General features: G+C 68.8%; 12 protein-coding genes. 9 read left to right on the top strand and 3 right to left on the bottom strand.

Annotated features, from left to right (window positions below; all coding sequences use genetic code 11):
- Positions 1-25: 25 nt before the first annotated feature.
- From ACWIHT_RS09590 to ACWIHT_RS09575, 4 genes are all read left to right on the top strand, one after another.
- Positions 26-2,125 carry an MFS transporter gene (locus ACWIHT_RS09590; protein WP_456166200.1) on the top strand — a complete coding sequence of 700 codons (2,100 nt, stop codon included), beginning with the start codon at positions 26-28 and terminating at the stop codon, positions 2,123-2,125.
- Entirely contained in the window at positions 2,116-2,772 is a 657-nt protein-coding gene (locus tag ACWIHT_RS09585) for an isochorismatase family protein (RefSeq protein WP_456166198.1), read from the top strand. Before ACWIHT_RS09590 ends, ACWIHT_RS09585 begins: the two co-directional genes overlap by 10 nt.
- Positions 2,769-3,335 carry a YbhB/YbcL family Raf kinase inhibitor-like protein gene (locus tag ACWIHT_RS09580; protein ID WP_456166196.1) on the top strand — a complete coding sequence of 189 codons (567 nt, stop codon included), beginning with the start codon at positions 2,769-2,771 and terminating at the stop codon, positions 3,333-3,335. The genes ACWIHT_RS09585 and ACWIHT_RS09580 overlap by 4 nt, the downstream gene beginning before the upstream one ends.
- A 145-nt stretch (positions 3,336-3,480) precedes the next feature.
- A complete protein-coding gene (locus ACWIHT_RS09575) occupies positions 3,481-4,473 on the top strand; it encodes a L,D-transpeptidase (RefSeq protein WP_456166194.1) in 993 nt (330 codons plus the stop codon).
- Here the strand turns inward: ACWIHT_RS09575 and ACWIHT_RS09570 are convergent.
- Both ACWIHT_RS09570 and ACWIHT_RS09565 read right to left on the bottom strand, forming a co-directional pair.
- Positions 4,457-5,674, bottom strand: a complete 1,218-nt coding sequence (locus ACWIHT_RS09570; protein WP_456166192.1) for a SufS family cysteine desulfurase — start codon at positions 5,672-5,674, stop codon at positions 4,457-4,459. The genes ACWIHT_RS09575 and ACWIHT_RS09570 overlap by 17 nt on opposite strands.
- A 68-nt stretch (positions 5,675-5,742) precedes the next feature.
- Complete coding sequence (locus ACWIHT_RS09565; protein WP_456166190.1) at positions 5,743-5,916, bottom strand: hypothetical protein; 174 nt, start codon at positions 5,914-5,916, stop codon at positions 5,743-5,745.
- On the opposite strand from ACWIHT_RS09565, the gene ACWIHT_RS09560 reads away from it, so the two are divergent.
- Complete coding sequence (locus tag ACWIHT_RS09560; protein WP_456166188.1) at positions 5,885-6,157, top strand: OsmC family protein; 273 nt, start codon at positions 5,885-5,887, stop codon at positions 6,155-6,157. The genes ACWIHT_RS09565 and ACWIHT_RS09560 overlap by 32 nt on opposite strands.
- Positions 6,158-6,339: 182 nt before the next feature.
- Here the strand turns inward: ACWIHT_RS09560 and ACWIHT_RS09555 are convergent, their stop codons facing one another.
- Complete coding sequence (locus ACWIHT_RS09555; protein ID WP_456167093.1) at positions 6,340-7,239, bottom strand: LacI family DNA-binding transcriptional regulator; 900 nt, start codon at positions 7,237-7,239, stop codon at positions 6,340-6,342.
- Between the two features lie 173 nt (positions 7,240-7,412).
- Here ACWIHT_RS09555 and ACWIHT_RS09550 point away from each other — a divergent pair, with 173 nt between their 5' ends.
- From ACWIHT_RS09550 to ACWIHT_RS09535, 4 genes are all read left to right on the top strand, one after another.
- Positions 7,413-8,057, top strand: a complete 645-nt coding sequence (locus ACWIHT_RS09550; RefSeq protein WP_456166186.1) for a bifunctional 5,10-methylenetetrahydrofolate dehydrogenase/5,10-methenyltetrahydrofolate cyclohydrolase — start codon at positions 7,413-7,415, stop codon at positions 8,055-8,057.
- Between the two features lie 352 nt (positions 8,058-8,409).
- Entirely contained in the window at positions 8,410-12,645 is a 4,236-nt protein-coding gene (locus ACWIHT_RS09545) for a LamG-like jellyroll fold domain-containing protein (RefSeq protein WP_456166184.1), read from the top strand.
- A gap of 193 nt (positions 12,646-12,838) precedes the next feature.
- Entirely contained in the window at positions 12,839-19,609 is a 6,771-nt protein-coding gene (locus ACWIHT_RS09540; protein ID WP_456166182.1) for a polymorphic toxin-type HINT domain-containing protein, read from the top strand.
- A 30-nt stretch (positions 19,610-19,639) separates the two neighbouring features.
- On the top strand, positions 19,640-19,918 hold the full coding sequence (locus ACWIHT_RS09535) for a DUF6959 family protein (RefSeq protein WP_456166180.1): 279 nt from the start codon (positions 19,640-19,642) through the stop codon (positions 19,916-19,918).
- The last annotated feature ends 104 nt before the right edge of the window (positions 19,919-20,022 follow it).

Here is a 20,022-nt window from a genome sequence, read left to right as displayed (position 1 = left end):
CGACGGCCACGGAGGAAGCAAGCCGATGACGACACCTCCCAGGACGCGCACCCCGCGCCGTCCGGCCGGCGAGGACCGCTACAAGTGGACCGCGCTGACGAATACCACCGCCGCGGTTTTCATGTCCGCGCTCGACGGCTCCATCGTGCTCATCGCCCTGCCGGCCATCTTCCGCGGAGTGCACCTGGACCCGCTCGCCCCCGGCAACATCGCGTACCTGCTGTGGATGATCATGGGATACCGGCTGGTCCAGGCCGTCCTCGTCGTCACGGTCGGCCGCCTCGGCGACATGTACGGCCGGGTCCGGATCTACAACTCCGGGTTCGCCGTCTTCACCTTCGCCTCGGTCCTGCTCTCCTTCGACCCCTTCGACGGCGGCCACGGAGCGATGTGGCTGATCGCCTGGCGCGTGCTCCAGGCCATCGGCGGCTCGATGCTGACCGCGAACTCGGCCGCGATCCTGACCGACGCCTTCCCCGAGGAACAGCGCGGCTTCGCCCTCGGCATCAACCAAGTCGCCGCCCTGGGCGGGATGTTCATCGGCCTCGTCGCCGGCGGGCTGCTGTCGGCCTGGGACTGGCGCGCGGTGTTCTGGGTGAACGTCCCCGTCGGCGTGTTCTTCACCGTGTGGGCCTACCGCACCCTCCGCGAGACCGCCCGACACGACGGCGGCCGTATCGACTGGTGGGGCAACATCACCTTCGGCGTGGGCCTCAGCGCCACCCTGATCGCGATCACCATCGGCCTCCAGCCCTACGGCGGCCACACCATGGGCTGGACCAACCCGCTGGCCGACGCGCTGATCGCCGGGGGACTGCTCCTCCTCGCGGCCTTCGTCGTCATCGAGCAACGCGTCTCCGCGCCCATGATCCAGCTGAACCTGTTCCGCCAACGGGCCTTCACCTTCGGCAACTTGGCGGGCCTGGCCATCTCGATCGGCCGTGGCGGAATGCAGTTCGTGCTGATCATCTGGCTCCAGGGCATCTGGCTCCCGCTGCACGGCTACGACTACGCCGACACACCCCTGTGGGCCGGCATCTTCATGCTGCCGCTGACCGCCGGCTTCCTCGTGGCCGGACCCGTCTCCGGCTACCTCTCCGACCGGCTCGGCTCACGCGGCCTGGCCACCGGCGGGGCGCTGCTGTTCGGCGCCAGCTTCCTGGGCCTGATGTGCCTGCCGATCGACTTCGGATACTGGATCTTCGCGCTGCTGATCACCGTCAACGGCATCGCCAGCGGGATGTTCGCCTCCCCCAACTCCTCCTCGATCATGGGGAGTGTGCCCGCGAGCCTGCGCGGTGTCGCCTCCGGAATGCGCGCCACCTTCCAGAACTCCGGCACCGCCGTCTCCATCGGAGTGTTCTTCTCCCTCATGATCGCCGGACTCGCCAGGAGCCTCCCGCAGGCGCTCACCGCGGGCCTGCAACAGCAGGGCGTACCGGCCCACATCGCCACCCAGGTCGGCGAACTGCCCCCGGTCTCCTCCCTGTTCGCCGCCCAGCTCGGCGTCAACCCGGTCCAGCACCTGCTCCAGCCGAGCGGCGCCCTGACCCACCTCACCGCGGCACAGCAACACGCCCTCACCGGAAGCGAGTTCTTCCCGACCCTGATATCCGGGCCCTTCCACTCCGGCCTGGTCATCGTGTTCGCCTTCGGCGCCACCCTCGCACTCCTCGCCGCGATCGCCTCGTTCCTGCGCGGGGCGAATCCGGCCGCTCCCAGGGCTCGGGGGGCGCGAGCATCTGCCATCGCTGAGCCTTCGGGATCGCGGTCACCTGCGACCGCCGAGCTTCCGGGATCGCGATCACCTGCCACCGCCAAGCCTCCGGGGCCGCGGACATCTGTCACTGCCAAGTCCCCGGGACCAGGGACACGCGCTACCGCCGAGGCTCCTGGACTGGGAACACCCGCCGCCACTGAGCCTCCGGGACCAGGAACACCCGCCACCGCCGAGCTTCCGGTGCCGCGGACATCTGCCGCCACCACGCCTCCGGGGCCGCGAACACCCGCCGCCACCGAGCCCCCGGGATCACCAACACCCGCCACCACCAAGCCCCCACGCGCCCGGACGGACACTCCGACGCCCGGGACCACCACCACTGGAGAGACACCCCCGTGCCACTGACAACGATCGACCCCACAGCCGCACTTGTCGTGATCGACCTCCAGAAGGGCATCGTCTCGGCCCTCGCCGACACGGCACGGCAGGCCGCCGCGAGTACCGTCGGCCGGGCGGCCCACCTGGCCACCGAGTTCCGGCGGCACGGGCTGCCCGTCGTCCTGGTCAACGTCACCGGCCGTGCCCCGGGTCGTACGGACACCGGACGGTCCGCGAGCAGCAGAGACACCGGACGGTCCGTGAACGGCCCGGACACCGGACGGTCCGCGAACAACACAGACACCGGACGGCCTGCGAACAGCCCCGCGCCGTCGGCCGGTTGGGCCGAGCTCGTCGATGAACTCGACGTGCGGCCGACCGATCACCTGGTCACCAAGCGGCGGCGCAGCGCGTTCCACGACACCGGTCTCGACACCCTCCTGCGGGATCTGGGCGCCACACAGATCGTGCTCGTCGGCATCTCGACCAGCTCGGGTGTCGAATCGACCGCACGCTCGGCCTCCCACCACGGCTACCACGTCGTCCTGGCCACCGACGCCATGACCGACCCGGACCCCGAGGCCCACCGGCACAGCGTCGAGCGGGTCTTCCCCAAGCTCGGCGAGACCGCGACCACCGCCGAGGTCGTAGCGATGGTGGAGGCGACGCGATGACCCTGCTCGGCCGACTCCTGAACAACCGCAGAGCGGGCGAGACCCACACCGCGTGGAATCTGCCGCAGCTGCGCGGCCCCGAGCTGGGGACCCTCACCAGCCAGGACTTCGACGACGGCGCCACCATGCCGCTGCGGAACTGCGCGAAACACATCGGCGGCACCGACCTGTCCCCGCACCTGGCCTGGACCCCGCCCCCGCCCGGCACCGCCCAACTCCTCCTGGTCGTAGAGGACATCGACGTCCCGCTGGCCAAGCCCGCCGTGCACTGCCTGGCGTTGATCGACCCGGCGGCGGCCGGACACCTGGAGCCCGGCGCGCTGTCCGCGCGACACCCCGGTCCCGGGGTGCGGGTCCTGCGGTCCACCGTCGGACGCGGCTACCACGGCCCGGCACCCATCAAGGGCCACGGCCCACACCGCTACGTCTTCCAACTGTTCGCCCTCCAGACCTCTCTCGACGGCGGCACGCCGCTGGACCGGGTACGCCCCCGCGCCCTCCTGCCCACCGTCCCCGCGCCCGTCCTCGACCGCGCCCGTCTGATCGGCGTCTTCGCACGCTGACTCCGGTCACGCACGGTGAGGCGGCGACGCACAGCGAATCTTGGGACACGTTTTACGTGGCAGACGAAACTGCCGCACCCTGGGTAACCGTCTGACATGGAGTCGGGCCCGTTCGGGCCGCAGCAACGAGAGAGTGGGGCACGTCGTGGGACGGCGCAAGGGCAGCATAGGGATCGCACTCGTCACAGGTGTGGTGCTGGTGGGCGCGAGTGCCTGCGGCGGGGGCGGCAGCGACAAGGCGAGCGGGAGCGGGGACGACGCGAAGGCGTCGGACAAGCCCAGCGCGAGTGCCTCGCCGTCGCCGACGAAGCCCGCGGGCCCGCCGATGCTGCTGGACACGATCACCCCGCAGACGGGAACCACGGTCGGCGTGGCCATGCCGATCTCGGTGATCTTCACCAACCCGGTGGCTGCCAAGGCCCACGCCACGGTCGAGAAGGCCATGAAGGTGAGCGCCTCGCAGCCGGTGGTCGGCGCCTGGCACTGGATGGGCAACCAGCGCGCCGACTGGCGCCCGAAGACGTACTGGCCCTCCGGCACGACGGTGAAGATCGACGCCGACATGACGGGCGTCAGCAACGGCAACGGCCGTTACGGCGTGCACAATTACACCCACACTTTCAAGATCGGCGACGATGTGCGCGCCGATGTCTCGGTCACCAACCACACCATGAAGGTGACCAAGAACGGCGCGGCGGTTCGCACCCTGTCGATCAACGCGGGCAGCGCCGAGTTCCCGACGTGGGACGGCACGATGGCCGTCATCGACAAGCAGAAGAAGGTCCACATGACCTCCTGTAGCGTCGGCATCAGCTGCGACAAGGGCAGCGCCAACTACTACGACCTGACGCTGCCCTGGGACATCCACCTCACCCAGTCCGGCACCTACGTCCACTACTCGACCGGCGACCCGAACCCGGGCAGCGGCAGCGCGCGCGGTTCGCACGGCTGCGTCCACCTCTCCCTCGCGGACGCCGAGTGGTTCTACGGCCAGGTCAAGCAGGGCGACCCCGTCACCATCACCGGCTCCCCGCGAGGCAAGGCCCCGGCCGACAACGGCTACGCCGACTTCAACCTCGACTGGAGCCAGTGGCTCGCGGGCAGCGGCTCGGGCGAGGGGACTACGGCGACGCTGTGAACTGCCGTCGCGCGCGGGTCAGTTCGGCCACCAGCAGGTCGACTTCCGCCCGGGTGTTGTAGAAGGCGAAGGACGGTCGTACGGCGGCTGTCAGGCCGTAGCGGTGGAGGGTCGGCTGGGCGCAGTCATGCCCCGCGCGGACCGCGATTCCGACGTGGTCGAGGGTCTCGGCGATATGGGCTGGGTCCGTGCCGGGCAGGGTGAAGGCGGTGACGCCGACGCCGTCCGGCGGGCCCAGCAGGCGCAGTTGGGGGACGTCGTCGGCGAGGCGGCGGCGCGCGTACGCGAGAAGGTCCGCCTCGTGCGCGTGGGCGGCGTCCGGGCCGATGGATTCGAGGTAGTCGACGGCGGCGGCGAGCCCCACGGCACCGGCGATATGGCCGGTGCCCGCCTCGAACTTCTGTGGTGGCGGGGCGTATTGGGTGTGCTCGAAGGTCACCGACGTGATCATCGAGATGCCGCCCTGCCACGGCGGCATCTCCTCCAGGAGTTCGGAACGGCCGTACAGGACACCGATTCCGGTGGGGCCGAAGAGCTTGTGCCCGGACATGACGTAGAAGTCGCAGCCCAACTCCCTTACGTCCACCCGCAGATGGGGGACGGCCTGGGCGCCGTCGACGAGCACGGTCGCGCCGTGGGCGTGTGCCGCGTCGGCCATCGCGCGCACGGGCAGGATCGTGCCGAGGACGTTGGAGACGTGCGCGAGGGAGACGATCCGGGTGCGCGGGCCGAGGAGTGAGTGGTAGGCGGGCAGGTCCACGGTGCCGTCGTCGTGCAGCGGTACGACCCGCAACCGGGCGCCGTTCCGCGCGGCCAGCAGCTGCCAGGGGACGATGTTGGCGTGGTGTTCGAGGGTGGTGAGGACGATCTCGTCGCCGTGGCGCAGCTGTTGGCGGCCCCAGGTCTGGGCGACGAGGTTGATGCCCTCGGTGGCGCCCCGCACGAAGACGATCTCCCGCGCCTGGGGCGTGCCGAGGAAACCCGCCATACGGGCCCGGGAGTTCTCCAGCAGGTCGGTGGCCTCGCGGGCGAGGGTGTGCGCGCCGCGGTGCACGTTGGAGTTGTGGTGGGTGTAGAACTCCCGTACGGCGTCGATGACTTGGCGGGGTTTGTGGGCGGTCGCGGCACTGTCGAGCCAGACCAGGGGGCGGCCGTGGACGGTGCGGGAGAGCGCGGGGAAGTCGGCGCGCACGGCGGTCACCGGGAAGGATCCGTCCGTCGGCGGGTGCGGCCTCGCGGCCGGAGGGAGCCAGTAAGGGGCGGGGGCGTTCATGCGTACTCGTGGTAGTGGGCGACCTGCACCCGCTCCAGCGCGGCGATCGCGTCCTCCACGAGCACGGCCGCCGAGAAGTACGAGCTGACCAGGTGCGAGGCGACCGCCCGCCGGTCGAGGCCCATCTCCCCCGAGGAGTTGATCGCCGCGGCGCAGGGAGCCTGCTTCACCCTGATGCTCTCCCACGTCCTCACGGAGGCGGGCACCCCACCCCTCAGTGTCACCACGGAATGCGCGGCGACCATGAAGGTCGGCACGGGCTTCACGCTCATCAGCATCAAAATCAACGCGGCCGTCCCAGGAATTACCGAGGAACAACTCCAGCAGGCCGCCGCGACGGCCGAACAGAGGTGCCCGGTGAGCCGGGCGCTGAGCGCGATTTCGTCGAATGTGGAGGCGATACTGGTCTGAAAAGAGGCCCCGGAAAGCCTGGAAAGCCTGGAGGGCCCGGAAATCCCGGAGAAGCGTGATCTTCGGCGTCAGGCCGGTCGGTACGGGTTTCTCCGTGTGCGTACGGTCGAGCCTCGCGCTGAGTACCGCGCCCAGGAGAGCCACGGCCGTGAAGGTGATCCAGAGGCGCGAGTTCCGCCGCGTCAGGTCGACTCGCGGACGACGACCCGCGCGGGCGGGGGCTCCAGGCCGCTGGTGCCGAGCCCCAGGACGAGCCGGGCGCTGAGTCGGCCGTGGGCCTCGCCGTCGACGTTGATCGTGGTCAGCGAGGGGATGACGTGTTCGCCGTAGCCGTTGTCGTCGAAGCCGATCACGGCGGTGTCGTCCGGCACGCGTCGGCCCAGGTCGCGCAGGGCGGTGAGGACGCGCAGGGCCACGTCGTCGTTGAAGCCGGCGATCGCGGTCACCGCGGGGGTCCGGGAGAGGAGTGCGCTGACGGCGTCGGCGCAGGTGGACCGGTCCCGGGGGGCGGTGAAGGAGACCGGAGTGGGGACGGCGAGGTTCTGCGCGGCGTGCGCGGCGAAGCGCAGGCGGGCCGCGGCGAGTGGTGACTCGGTGTCCGGCAGTGCCAGGGCGATGTGGGTGTGGCCGTGCTCGACGAGGTGGCGGAGCTGGAGCGCGGTGTGGGCGGCGAGGCCGTTGCGCCAGCCGCCTCCCACGTCGTCGAGGGCGTGACCGGTGAGGTAGGTCTCGCCGAAGCGGATCACCGCGCGGGGGACGATGACGTCCAGGACCTGCTGTCTGGACTGTTCGGTGTGGTGGCCGTACCGGACCAGGAGGACGTGGTCGTGGGCGGCCAGTTCCGCGTCGAGTCCGTGGATGTAGCTGCGGGAGTACGCGCCTTCCATGCCCGCGTCGATGTTCAGGACGACCACCCGGGAAGACCCTTCGCGCAGTGCTCTCGCCACGCCGTGCGGAACGTAGCCGAGAGTCCGGGCGGCCTCCTTCACCCGGTCGCGGGTGGCGGCCGAGATCGTCTGGTGCGGGTCGTCGTTGAGCACGAAGCTGACGGTGGCGCGGGAAACACCGCTCGCCGCGGCCACGTCGTTCAACGTGACTCTTCTGGAAGTCCCCATCGCCCCTGCTCTGACGTTGTCGTGCGCACGTGCGTCCCGGCGACCCGGCGTTCACCCATTGTAAGGAGACCGACGGGAGCCGAGGCGTGATCGACGACGGGCAACCGACGAGCAACCGATGATCGACATGCGACGCGCCGTTGCGCAGCCGCCCCCGAAAGGTTGGCGGCCGAGCCGGACGTCTCCGGAATCCTGCTCCAACTCCCGCTGCCCGCCCACCTCGACGCCGCGCCCCTGATCGACGCATCCCCGCGGCCAAGGACGTCGACGGCCTGACCACGGCCAGCGCGGGCCGGCTGGCCCGCGGCGAACGCGGACTGCGCCCCTGCACACCGAGCGGTGTCATCGAACTCCTCGACACCGAGGGCATCGAACTCAGGGGCGCGTGCGTCGCCGTCGTCGGCTGGGGCGAACTCGTCGGCCGCCCCCTGGCCCAGTTGCTGCTGCGGCGCGGTGCCACGGTGACGGTCGCCCACGAGTTCACCGCCGACCTGGCAGCCATCACCCGCCCCGCGGACATCGTCGTCGTGGCCACCGGAGTCCGGGGTCTTGTCGGACCCGAGCACGTCAAGCCCGGCGCCACCGTCATCGACGTCGGCATCCACCGCACCCCCGAGGGCCTGACCGGCGACGTCCGCGCCGCCGAACTCGACGGCGTCGCCGGCCGCATCACCCCCGTTCCGGGCGGGGTGGGCCCGATGACCATCGCCATGCTGATGGTCAACACCCTCCGGGCGGCCGAGTGGAACACCGTGCCCAACACCGTTCCCGTACAGGTGAGTTGACCGGTCGGCCCGCCGTCGCCCGCCCGGTGCGGGGGAGTTCCGTGCGTGGATGTCGGTTTCTGGCGAACATCGCGCACTTTTGTGAAATGCGCCACGCTGCCGGTTTGCATTTTTGTCATCTTCTGTGACTCATGTCCATTAGTGAGTCTCTAGTAAGAAAGCTGTGGATGTCTTATGTTGCGATCCGATCACCTGGCCGAGTGCGGTCGGTGATGGTCCAACTCATCTTCATACGGGGGTAGTTCACGTGAGGTTGTACGGGGGCAGATGTAGGCGGCACAGAGCCGCCGCCGTACTCGTCGCAGCGTTAGTGCTGGCGGCGAGTGCGGTCGACGACGCCACGGCGGTGACCGTGACGAAGACCGGTGGTTCGGCCGCGGCAGCGACCGGCGCGGACACGACCGGTGCGGCGGCCGACGCCGACACCGGGGATGGCGGGGGCGAGGACACCCGGGCGTTGGCCGAGGCCGCGCGTACCGGCAAGCTCGTCGAGATCGCCTCGCTGCGCGGGGAGAGCAGCGAGGTGTACGCCACCCCGGAGGGGAACCTGGAGGCCCGGGAGCATCTGCGCCCGGTGCGGACCCGGGTCGACGGCAAGTGGCAGGACATCGACACCACCCTGACGAAGCGGGCGGACGGAACGGTGACGCCCAAGGCCACGACCGTCGGCCTGACGTTCTCCGGTGGCGGGTCGGATCCGCTGGTGCGGATGACGAAGAGCGGCCGTGAACTCGCACTGTCCTGGCCCGGGGAGCTGCCGTCCCCGGAGCTGAACGGAAACACCGTCACCTACCCGGACGTGCTGCCCGACGTCGACCTGCGGATGGCGGCTCAGCAGGACGGCTTCACCCAGCTCCTGGTCGTCAAGTCGGCCCGAGCCGCGGCGAGTTCGGAGCTGAGCGAACTGCGTCTGAAGCTGGACGCCGACGGCATGCGGGTGGAGGAGACCGCCGAGGGCGGCCTCGCCGCGGTCGACCAGGGCGCGGGAAGCCCCGTCTTCGAGGCCCCCCGGCCCATGATGTGGGACTCCAGCAGCCAGGCACCGGCCGCCACCGCCACCGCCACCGCGACCGCGACCGCGACCGCCAAGCAGTCCGCCACCGGTTCCCGCACCGCTGCCGCCGAGACCACCACACGCTCGTCCCGGGCCGCGGCCGGCGAGTCCGCCAACATGGCTCCGGTCGGCGTGGACGTTCCCGCCGGGCAGAACACCCTCGTGCTCACGCCCGACAGCGACGTGCTGCGCGGCAAGGACACGGTGTACCCCGTGTTCATCGACCCCCAGTGGTACTCCCCGAAGGCCACGGCCTGGACGATGGCCTCCAAGTACTGGGCGTCGTCCCCGCAGTGGAAGTTCAACGGCGACTCGGACGCGGGCATGGGCTACTGCAACTGGTCCTACTGCGCGCCGAACGACACCAAGCGGCTCTTCTACCGCATCCCGACCTCGAAGTTCGCGGGCCGGAGCGTGCTCCAGGCGGAGTTCGTGGTCCGCAACACCTGGTCGGCGTCCTGCTCGGCGCGGAGCGTGGAACTGTGGCGCACCAAGGACATCTCCTCGTCGACGACCTGGAACTCGCAGAACGCGAGCGGCTTCTGGATCGACCAGCTCAAGACCGCGTCCTTCGCCTACGGGTTCACCGGCTGCGCCGCCAAGGACGCGGAGTTCGACGTGAAGTCCGCCGTGCAGGACGCGGCGAACAAGAAGTGGTCGACGATGACCTTCGGCCTGAAGGCGGCGAGCGAGACCGACGAGTACGGATGGAAGCGGTTCTCCGACGACGCCTACCTGCGCGTGCAGTACAACCGCCCGCCGCCGCAGGTCAAGATGTCGCAACTGACCATGGAGTACGGCGGCTCGTGCAAGAAGCCGGCCGCCGCCGCGCGGGTCGGCACCCGGGGCAAGATCTATGCGAACAACATCACCGACCCCGACGGCGACTCCGTCTCCGTCGAGTTCTGGGCGAGCTGGGACACCGGTGACGGCAAGGGAGTGGTCACCCGCTGGAAGTCCGGACGGACGACGGCGAAGAAGTCCGGCTCGGACTTCGCGATCACCCTACCGACCTCCCTGCCCGCCAACAAGACGGTGAGCTGGTACGTCCGTTCCTACGACGGAGCCCAGTACTCGCCGTGGTCGTACTCGGGTGACCCGACCGCCTGCTACTTCGTGTACGACACGAGCGTGCCCAAGGCGCCGGGCATCTCGTCCGCCATCTACCCGGCCATGAACTCCGACGATCCCGAGGACCCCTGGTACGACGGGGTGGGCCAGTACGGCGACTTCGTGATCACGGGTGCCGTCTCGGACGTGACCAAGTACTGGTTCGGCATCAACAACGACCCGGTGTCCACCAACACCGTCACCACCTCCGGCGGCGCGGCCAGGACCGTACCGGTCCTCCCGCTCAAGCCCGGCCTCAACACCTTCACCGCACGCTCCTTCGACGCGGCCGGAAACGGCTCCGAGATACGCACCTACCAGTTCCGCGTCAAAGCGGGACAGCGGGAGCGAGCCGACTGGTCCATGGACGAGGCGGCCGGCGCCACCGCGGTGGCCGGCAGCGCACCCGAGCAGACAGCCACCCTCTACAACGGCCCGACGCCGAAGACCGAGGGGAAGTTCGGCACGGCGGTGCAGTTCGACGGTGTCGACGACTACGCCGCCACGGACATCGCCACCATCAACACCGACGTCAGCTTCTCGGTGTCCGCATGGGTGAAACTCTCCGCCATGCCGACCGGAGCGGCGGTCGCGGTCTCCCAACGCGGCAACCACGCAGCGGGATTCGAGCTGTACTACTCCAAGGGCTACGACCGCTGGGTGTTCAACCAGTACAGCTCCGACAGCTCCAGCGGCACCCCCGTCCGTGCGATGCAGGCCGCCGCCGGCGGGGTCAAGGCCGGGGAGTGGACTCACCTGGTCGGCGTCTTTTCCGCCGGTGAGAGTCTGCTGAAGCTGTACGTCAACGGCGTACTGGCCGGGACCACGGCCTACAGCACGCCCTGGAACGCACGGCGCGGCATGATCATCGGCGGCAGCTACCTCGACGGGGCGACCACGCCCGCCTCGCCCTTCCCCGGCGCCGTCGACGAGGTGAAGACCTTCGAGAAGCCGCTGGGAGCGGCCGATGTCGCGAGCCTGTACAGCTCCAACTCGATCGGCGGCCGCCCCGCCCGCATGGTCTTCCACATGGACGACGACGCCGACGTGACCGCCCTGAGCGGCGCGGCCGACGTCAATCCCGCGGTCCTCAAGGGCGGCGCCGCCACCGGCTCGGCCGGTGTGGACGGCAACGCGCTGACCCTGGACGGAACCGACGACTACGCCACGACCGGCGGCCCGCACATCAACACCTCGCTCAGCTTCGCGGTGTCGGCCTGGGTGAAACTGCCGAAGACCAAACCGACCCACGCGGCGACCGTCGCCACGCAGATCGGCACCACGGTGACGGGACCGGAGCTGTACTACTCCAACTCCTACGACCGCTGGGTGTTCAACCAGCACAGCGCCGACACCGCCGACTCCACGGTGGTACGGGCCATGCAGCCCACAGGAACCATCGCGTACGGCGGCGAGTGGACCCATCTGGTCGGCGTCCAGGACACCGAGGCGGACACGCTCTCGCTGTACGTCAACGGGAGCCTGGCCGGCACGGTCGCCCTGCCCTCGACCTGGTACGCCGGGGGCGCGGTACAGATCGGCGCCAGCTCGTTCCAGGGAGCGGCCACCTCGTTCTTCCCCGGACAGATCGACGACGTACGGCTCTTCGACCGGCCGGTGTCCGCCGGTGAGGTGCAGCAGCTGTTCAAGCAGCGGGCCGTGGTCAAGGGGCGCTGGAAGTTCGAGACGTCCTCCACCGGCTCCCCGCCGACCACGCCGGACGCCTCGGCCTCGGCCAACGCCATGACCCTCTACAACGGCGCCACCACCGGCTACGGCTGGGTCGACGGAGGCGTGATCCTCGACGGCACGGACGACTACGCCACGGCTCCCGTGGTGCCGGTCGACACCAGCGGCAGCTTCACCGTCAGCGCCTTCGTCCAGGCGGCGGCCGTCCCGACCGCCCCCGTCACCGTCATCAGCGCACCCGGGGCCGCGAAGAGCGCGTTCGCGGTGCGCTACGAACCCAGCGCCAACCCGGCCGCCGATCCGGGCCGTTGGCGCATCGCCACCGCCGACACCGACAGCTCCTCCGCCGCCGTCTCCGACATCGGCAACGGCAATTTCTACACCGCCACCGACTGGAACCACGTGGCGCTCGTCTACGACGGCTTCTCCAAGGAGATCCGCCTCTACGTCAACGGGGAGCTCCAGGAGACCGCCTGCGCCGACGACGACGAGGACGGCGTACAGGACGACGCGAGCTGCGCCGACAGCGTCTCGTGGGCCGACACCGTGCTGATGTACAAGGCCACCAAGACCCTGCAACTCGGCCGGGACACCGTCGGCACCACGCCCGGCCAGTACTTCCCCGGCTCGCTCTCCGACGTCTGGGTCTTCCAGGGCGCGCTGACCGAGACGCAGATCGACCACCTCGCCGTCGGCAACCCCGGCGTGGAGACCTCGGTCCCCAGCGGCGACTGACCGGCACAGCCGCCGGGGACGGGCCGCCGTGTGCGGCCGGCCCGTCCCCGGCCACGCACTTCACCGCGTCGTGCGCGGTTCCCCGCTGCCCGCGGGGCACTCAACGGGAGGAAGACGAACGCGTATGAGGATCGGACACCGTTCCAGAACGACACGGCCGTGGCGCAGGGTGGCCGCCATCACGGCCACCGTCATGACCGCGACCCTGCTCCAGGCGGCGGGGGTCCCCGCCGTCGCCGAAGGCTGGCGCATGCCCGCCGTGCCGCGGGCCGAGTCCCCCGTCCCCAGTGTCCCGGTGGGCAAGGCCGTGCCCCGCACGGTGACGAAGGGCCCCCGAACGCCCGCCGAGGCACCGGCCACCAGCTGGCCGAAGACGACCACCGCGGAAGTGACGCTCCGTCAAAAAGCCTCCCGGGTGCAGGAATTACCTCTCACTCTGGGTGTCAAGGACCGATCGGACGCGGCCACCGGTACCTACACGGTGCGCACGCTGTCGCGCGCGGACTCACGCAAGGCGGGTGCCGACGGTCCGGTCTTCACCCTGGCTCCCCGCGAGGGCGCCGCGCAGCGGTCCGGAAAGGCGCACGCCGAACTGGACTACTCCTCGTTCGCAGGCCTGTACGGCGGCGACTACGCCTCCCGGCTGACCCTGGTCCGGCTGCCGGGGTGCGCGCTGACTACACCGGAGAAGAAGCAGTGCCGTACGACCGAGCCGGTGCCGACCGTCAACGACACCGCCAAGCAGACCCTGACCACGGACTCGGTCGCCCTGAGTGCGAGCACGACGACCGTCCTGGCCGTGACCGCCTCGGCGAGCAGCGACAAGAGTGACTTCACGGCCACCTCGCTGGCCGCCTCGTCGACCTGGAACACCGATCTGAGCAGCGGCTCCTTCTCCTGGGCGTACGACATGCCGGTGCCGCAGGTGCCCGGCGGGCTGACTCCGCAGGTGGGTCTGTCGTACTCCTCCGGTGGCGTCGACGGCCGGACGGGCAACACCAACAACCAGGCCTCGTGGGTCGGTGACGGCTTCGACCTGGCACCCGGCTTCATCGAGCGCACCTACAAGAGCTGCGCGGACGACGGGGTCACCAACGCCGACGGGAACAAACCGGGCGACCTGTGCTGGGCGTACGACAACGCCACGCTGTCGCTGAACGGTTCGGGCGGGGAACTGGTACCGAACGGCACGAACTCCTTCAAGCTCCAGAACGACGACGGCACGAAGATCGACCGGATCTACGGCACCTCCACCGACGTGCGGTCCAACGGCGCCCGCAACGACGAGTACTGGAGGGTGACCACCCCCGACGGCACCCAGTACTACTTCGGCTACAACCGGCTGCCGGGCTGGGCGAGCGGCAACGAGACCACCGACTCGGCCTGGACCGTACCGGTCTTCGGCGACGACGCCGACGACCAGTGCCACGCCTCGACGTTCGCGGCGTCCTGGTGCCAGCAGGGCTGGCGCTGGAACCTGGACTACGTCGTGAACCCGCACGGCGACGCGGTCGCGTACTACTACGACAAGGAGACCAACTCCTACGGCCGCAACCTGACCGCCGCGGACGACACACCGTATGTGCGCGGCGGGACCATCGACCGCATCGAGTACGGGCTGAAGAGCACGGCCATGTACTCGGCGAAGGCGCTCGCCAAGGTCGATTTCACCAGCGGCGAGCGATGCATCCCGGACAGCTCGACCACCTGCTCGTCCATCTCCACGGACGCCCAGTACTGGTACGACACTCCATGGGACCAGAACTGCACCGCGGGAACCGACTGCGACAACGGCCGGTTCTCCCCGGCGTTCTTCACCCGCGACCGGCTGACCTCCGTAGCCACCCAGGTCCTGGTGTCCGGCTCCTACAGCAATGTCGACGGCTGGAAGCTCGCCCATCGGTGGGGCATGGCCGACACCGACTACCAACTGCTGCTGGACTCCGTCCAGCGCACCGGCTACGGCACCGGCGGCACGTCGATCACGCTGCCGAAGGTCACCTTCGCGTACACCCAGCTCGCCAACCGGCTGGACAAGACCGGCGACGGCTTCGCCCCGTTCATCAAGTCCCGGCTGTCCACGGTCGCGGACGAGTCGGGCGGTCAGATCGACGTCGGCTACTCGGCGTCGGAGTGCGACTTCGCCGCGCTGCCCACACCGGAGACCAACACGACCCGCTGCTTCCCGCAGTACATCGGCGGCAGCACGAGCGACGACCCCGTCCTCCAGTGGTTCAACAAGTACGTGGTCGCCACGGTCACTTCGACCGACCGTACCGGCGGTTCGCCCGACCAGGTCACCATGTACGACTACCTGGACGGCGCGGCCTGGCACTACGACGATGACGACGGGATGACCAAGGAGAAGTCCAAGACCTGGTCGCAGTGGCGTGGTTACGGCCACGTCAGGGTGCGCACCGGCGGTCAGGGCGGCGCCTCGGTGATGAAGTCGCAGGAGGACTCGTACTTCCTGCGCGGCATGGACGGCGACCGCAAGAACGCCTCGGGCGGCACCAGGAGCGTGTCGGTCGACCTCGGCTCGGGCGAAGGCGACGCGATCACCGATCACGAGTCGCAGGCCGGTTTCGCGTACAAGACCGTCACCTACTCCGGCCCCGGCGGCAAGGTGCTCGCCAAGTCCGTCAGCCGACCCTGGTACCAGCAGACCGCGAAGAAGGTCCGCACCTGGGGCACGGTGACGGCCAACCTGACCGGCAACGCCTCCACCAGGTCCTGGACCTCGCTCGACGACGGCGCGGGCGCCAAGTGGCAGACCACCTCGACGTCCGACACCCACGACACCACCACGGGCCTGGTCACCCAGACCGACGACCTCGGCGACACCACGACCGCCGCCGACGACCAGTGCACCCGCACCACCTACGTATCCGGCAGCGTTCCCGTCGGCGCCCCCGCACGGGTGGAGACGGTCGCCAAGGCGTGCGACGCCACCACCAGCCGACCGGCCGACGTCATGTCCGACGTCCGAACCGCCTACGACGGCGGGGCATACGGCGCCGCGGCCACGAAGGGCGACGCCACCAGGACCGCCAAACTCAAGACGTACAGCGGCTCCAGCGCGGTCTACCTCGAATCCGGCTCCACCTACGACGGCTACGGCCGGGCGCTGGCCACCACCGACCTGACCGCCGACGTGACGGTCACCTCCGCGGGCACGCCGACGCGGTCCGCCCGTACCGACGGCCGTACCACCACCACCGCGTACACCCCGGCCACGGGCTTCCCGACGAGCAGTTCGGTGACCACCCCGCCCGCCACGGCCGGGGACACCACGACCGCGCAGACATCCACCACCGCCTACGACACCCTGCGCGGCCTGCCGCTCACGGAGACCGACACCAACGGCAAGGCCGTCACCCACGCGTACGACGCCCTGGGGCGCACCACCAAGGTGTGGCAGGCGGACCGCACCACCGGCCAGACCCCCAGCTACGAGTTCGGCTACACCGTCGCGGACAACCAGCCGGTCGTGGTGTCCACCAGGACCATCGGCAACTCGGGCGCGCAGGACACCTCGTACACGTTCTACGACGGCTTCCTGCGCACCCGGCAGACGCAGGCGCCCGGCCCGGAGGGCGGAGCACTGCTCGCGGACACCTTCTACGACGAACGGGGCCTGGTCACCAAGGAGTTCGCGACCTACTACATCACCGACGCGCCCTCGACCACGCTCCTGAAGCCCGAGAAGGCACTGAGCGTGGAGACCCAGAACCGGCACACCTACGACGGTCTGGGCCGGGAGACCGAGCTACGGCAGATCGCCGGAAACGGTGACGGCGGCACTGTCCTCGGGATCACGAGGACCAGCTACGGCGGCAACACCACCACGGTCATCCCGCCGGTGGGCGGCACCGCACACACCACGGTCACCGACGCCCGCGGCCGCACCAGCGAACTGCGCCTGCTCCACTCCAGGGCCGCCGACGCCTCCTACGACACCACCACCTACGGGTACAGCCCCCGGGGCGAACCGACCGACGTCACCGACCCGGCCGGCAACGACTGGACCTGGAAGTACGACCTGATGGGCCGGCTCACCGACACCACCGACCCGGACAAGGGAGCCGGCCACAACGAATACGACGACCGCTCCCAGCTGACCACCGCCAGAGACGGCCGCGGCAGCGTCCTGGCGTATGTCTACGACGGTCTGGGCCGCACGACCGAGCTGCGGGAGAACTCCTCCACCGGCACGCTGCGCGCCAAGTGGGTCTACGACACCATCAGCGGCAACAAGGGCCATCTCACCTCCAGTTCCCGCTACAGCGGCGGCCAGGAGTACAAGTCGAGCGTCGTGGCCTACGACCGTCTGTACCGGCCGCTGCGCACCTCGGTGACCATCCCGTCGACGGAGAGTGCCCTCCAGGGCACCTATCTGACGACGACCACCTACAACGCCTCGGGCACGGTGTCCGGCGTCGGCTACCCGAAGGCCGGTGACCTCGCCGCCAACACCGTCACCTACACGTACGAGGACGGCACCCAGCGGCCCGTCAAGGTCAGCGGCCCGCTCAACCTGACCGCGAGCACGAACTACAGCTACACCGGCAAGCCGCTGCGGTACGTGATGGCCGCGAACGGCGGGAAGACCACGTACGAGGACAACACGTACCAGTGGGGCACCCAGCGGCTGGCCACCTCGGCGGTGGGACGCCAGGACGTGACGGGATCCGACCAGAACAACACCTACACGTACGACGAGGCGGGCAATGTCCTGTCCGTCTCGGACACCTCCCGCTCCGGCACGGACGACCAGTGCTTCGGCTACGACTACCTCGGCCGGCTGACCGAGGCCTGGGCCCAGTCGACCACCGGCTGCGCCACCACCCCCGGCACCAGCACGTTGGGCGGCCCGGCCCCGTACTGGACCTCCTACTCCTACGACAAGGTCGGCAACCGTCTCACCGAGACCCAGCACGCCACCACCAGCGGCGCCTCGAACACCGAGCGGAGCTACCACTACCCCGATCCGGGTACGGCCCAGCCGCACAAGCTGAACTCGGTCGACACCACCACCGGCACGGTGAAATCGACCGACAGCTTCGGCTACGACACCGGGGGCTACACCCACACCCGGCAACTGGGCAACGGCACCTCCCAGACCCTGGACTGGGACATCGAGGGCCATCTCGCCAAGGTCACCCAGCCGGTCGAGGGCGGCAGCGACAAGGTCACCGAATACCTGTACGACGCTGACGGCTCCCGTCTGATCGGCCGCACCCCGACAGAGACCACGCTCTACCTGGGCGACACGGAGATCACCCTGGCGACGGGCGCCACGACTGCGAAGGGCACCCGCTACTTCGGCATCGGCGGCGGCCACCAGGCCGTCCAGGCCAACGACGGAACCCTCTCCTTCACCCTGGCCGACCACCACGGCACCGCCCAACTGTCCGTCAACGCCGACACCCAGGCCCTGACCCAACGCCGGACCATGCCCTTCGGCGGGCTGCGCGGAACCGTGCCGGCCACCTGGACCGGCACCAAGGGCTTCGTGGGCGGCACCACCGACACCGCCACCGCGCTCACCCATCTCGGAGCGCGCGAGTACGACCCCGCGACGGGCCGCTTCCTCTCGGTCGACCCGGTCTTCACGGCCGGCGACCCGCAGCAGATGCACGGCTACACCTACGCCAACAACAACCCGCTGACCTATTCCGACCCGGCGGGCACGGAGATCGGCTCCAAGCCCAACTCCTGCCAGTACGACCTCAGTTATTGCAGCAAGGAGACCAAGAAAGAAGTCGGCTACGACGACAAGTCCGGCACGGTCGACTACCGCCGCGGCACGATCTACAAGCGTGCCCAGGCCGCGAAGAAGCAGTGGGTCGCGGCCAACACTCCGGTCACGAACAAACTCAACAAACTCGCGGACGACTACTGGTCCCCCAGAATGAACGGGGAGTTCACAGACGACTTCTGGTACAACCCGGTCTACGAGTCCGCCGACGAAGGCTCTGCCTGCTACGGCCGCGAGGGATGCCGTCAGGCCTACCTCTACGTACTCCACGGCGGCAAGGACGTCGAGAAGGCCAAGGAGATCGCGGCCACCTACTGCGTCTACAACGCGGAGGAATGCAGTGACAAAGCCGCGGCCGTCGCCCGTGGCAACTTCATCGAAGACGTCATCGATACGGTCGTGTTGGCCTATCTGGGTGGGGCTGCCGGAGCCGAAAAGCCCTGCAACAGCTTCATTCCCGGCACCCAGGTCCTGATGGCCGACGGAACGACCAAGCCCATCGAGGACGTGAAGACCGGTGACAAGGTCCTCTCCACGGACCCGAAGACCGGCCGCATCGAATTCAAGACGGTCACTGCCGAGATCACCGGCAAGGGTCTGAAGAACCTGGTCAGACTCACCCTTTCCATCGAAGTCGACGGCAAGAAGAAGACCGCCTCGGTCACCGCCACGGCCGGACACCCCTTCTGGGTCCCTGAACTCGGCAGCTGGGTCGACGCAGCCCAGCTCATCAACGGAGAACGACTCAGCACATCCACCGACGCCGTCATCCACATCACCGGCGTCGACCGATGGACCCAGCCGGCCACTGTTTACAACCTCACCGTGGCCGACATCCACACGTACTATGTCCTGGCGGGCGAGACTCCGGTACTCGTTCACAACAGCACTGGGTGCGGGCCGTCAGTGGGGCCAGGGGCGGACTTGGCGAATCTCACGGGGTCGGAGCAGGTTCGCATTCAAAACGCGGCAAATCGCATCGGGAAGCCAATCTCGGTGGTCGGAAGTCGGGCGACCGGGAAAATCAATCCTCTGTCGGATTGGGATTATGTGATCGAGGGGATCAATGGTCGAACGGCGCATTCGGTTTCCAGCTCGCTACCGAAGGCAGACATTACCGTAGGTGTTGGAAGGCAGATAGATATACATATAGCTACGCTTGATCCTTCCGTGCCCCATATCACTTTCTATCCTCAAGGGTAGAGACAGTTGAATCGCATAGGACGAGTAGAGATGAATGAATCACAGAGGGTAGCTACGGTCCTGGGCCTGTCGGGGAACTACGCTGTTGTTCAGATCGAGGGTCGGCGTTATCCTGCGTTGGCGATGCAGGGGGATTCCTTGAAGATTCTCCAGGGAGTTGTCGAGGAATTGGCTGGGTATATTCAGTCGAGAGACCTGGCTGAGGCCGAGTTTTCGGTGGATCAGATTCAGTCGACCGTCGCATCGATGCTCTCTCTCTATGAAGAGACATTGAGACAGGCGGGCCTGGGGCTTCCCTACGTCAAATGAGTGGAGAATCAAGCTCGGATCGCGGCGGATGGTGCGGCTCGTAGCCGCAGGCTTCGGCGTGGTCGCGTGACGTCCGGTTCGTGATGATCCACTGCATCACAGGA

The sequence above is a fragment of the Streptomyces sp. NPDC002276 genome, from assembly GCF_053891435.1.
This window is presented reverse-complemented; position numbering and strand designations above follow the sequence as displayed.

Excerpts from the sequence above, each read along its gene's own strand:
- ACWIHT_RS09535 (WP_456166180.1), top strand. The coding sequence starts at position 19,640 with ATGAATGAATCACAGAGGGTAGCTACGGTCCTGGGCCTGTCGGGGAAC.
- ACWIHT_RS09540 (WP_456166182.1), top strand. The coding sequence starts at position 12,839 with ATGACCGCGACCCTGCTCCAGGCGGCGGGGGTCCCCGCCGTCGCCGAA.
- ACWIHT_RS09590 (WP_456166200.1), top strand. The coding sequence starts at position 26 with ATGACGACACCTCCCAGGACGCGCACCCCGCGCCGTCCGGCCGGCGAG.
- ACWIHT_RS09580 (WP_456166196.1), top strand. The coding sequence starts at position 2,769 with ATGACCCTGCTCGGCCGACTCCTGAACAACCGCAGAGCGGGCGAGACC.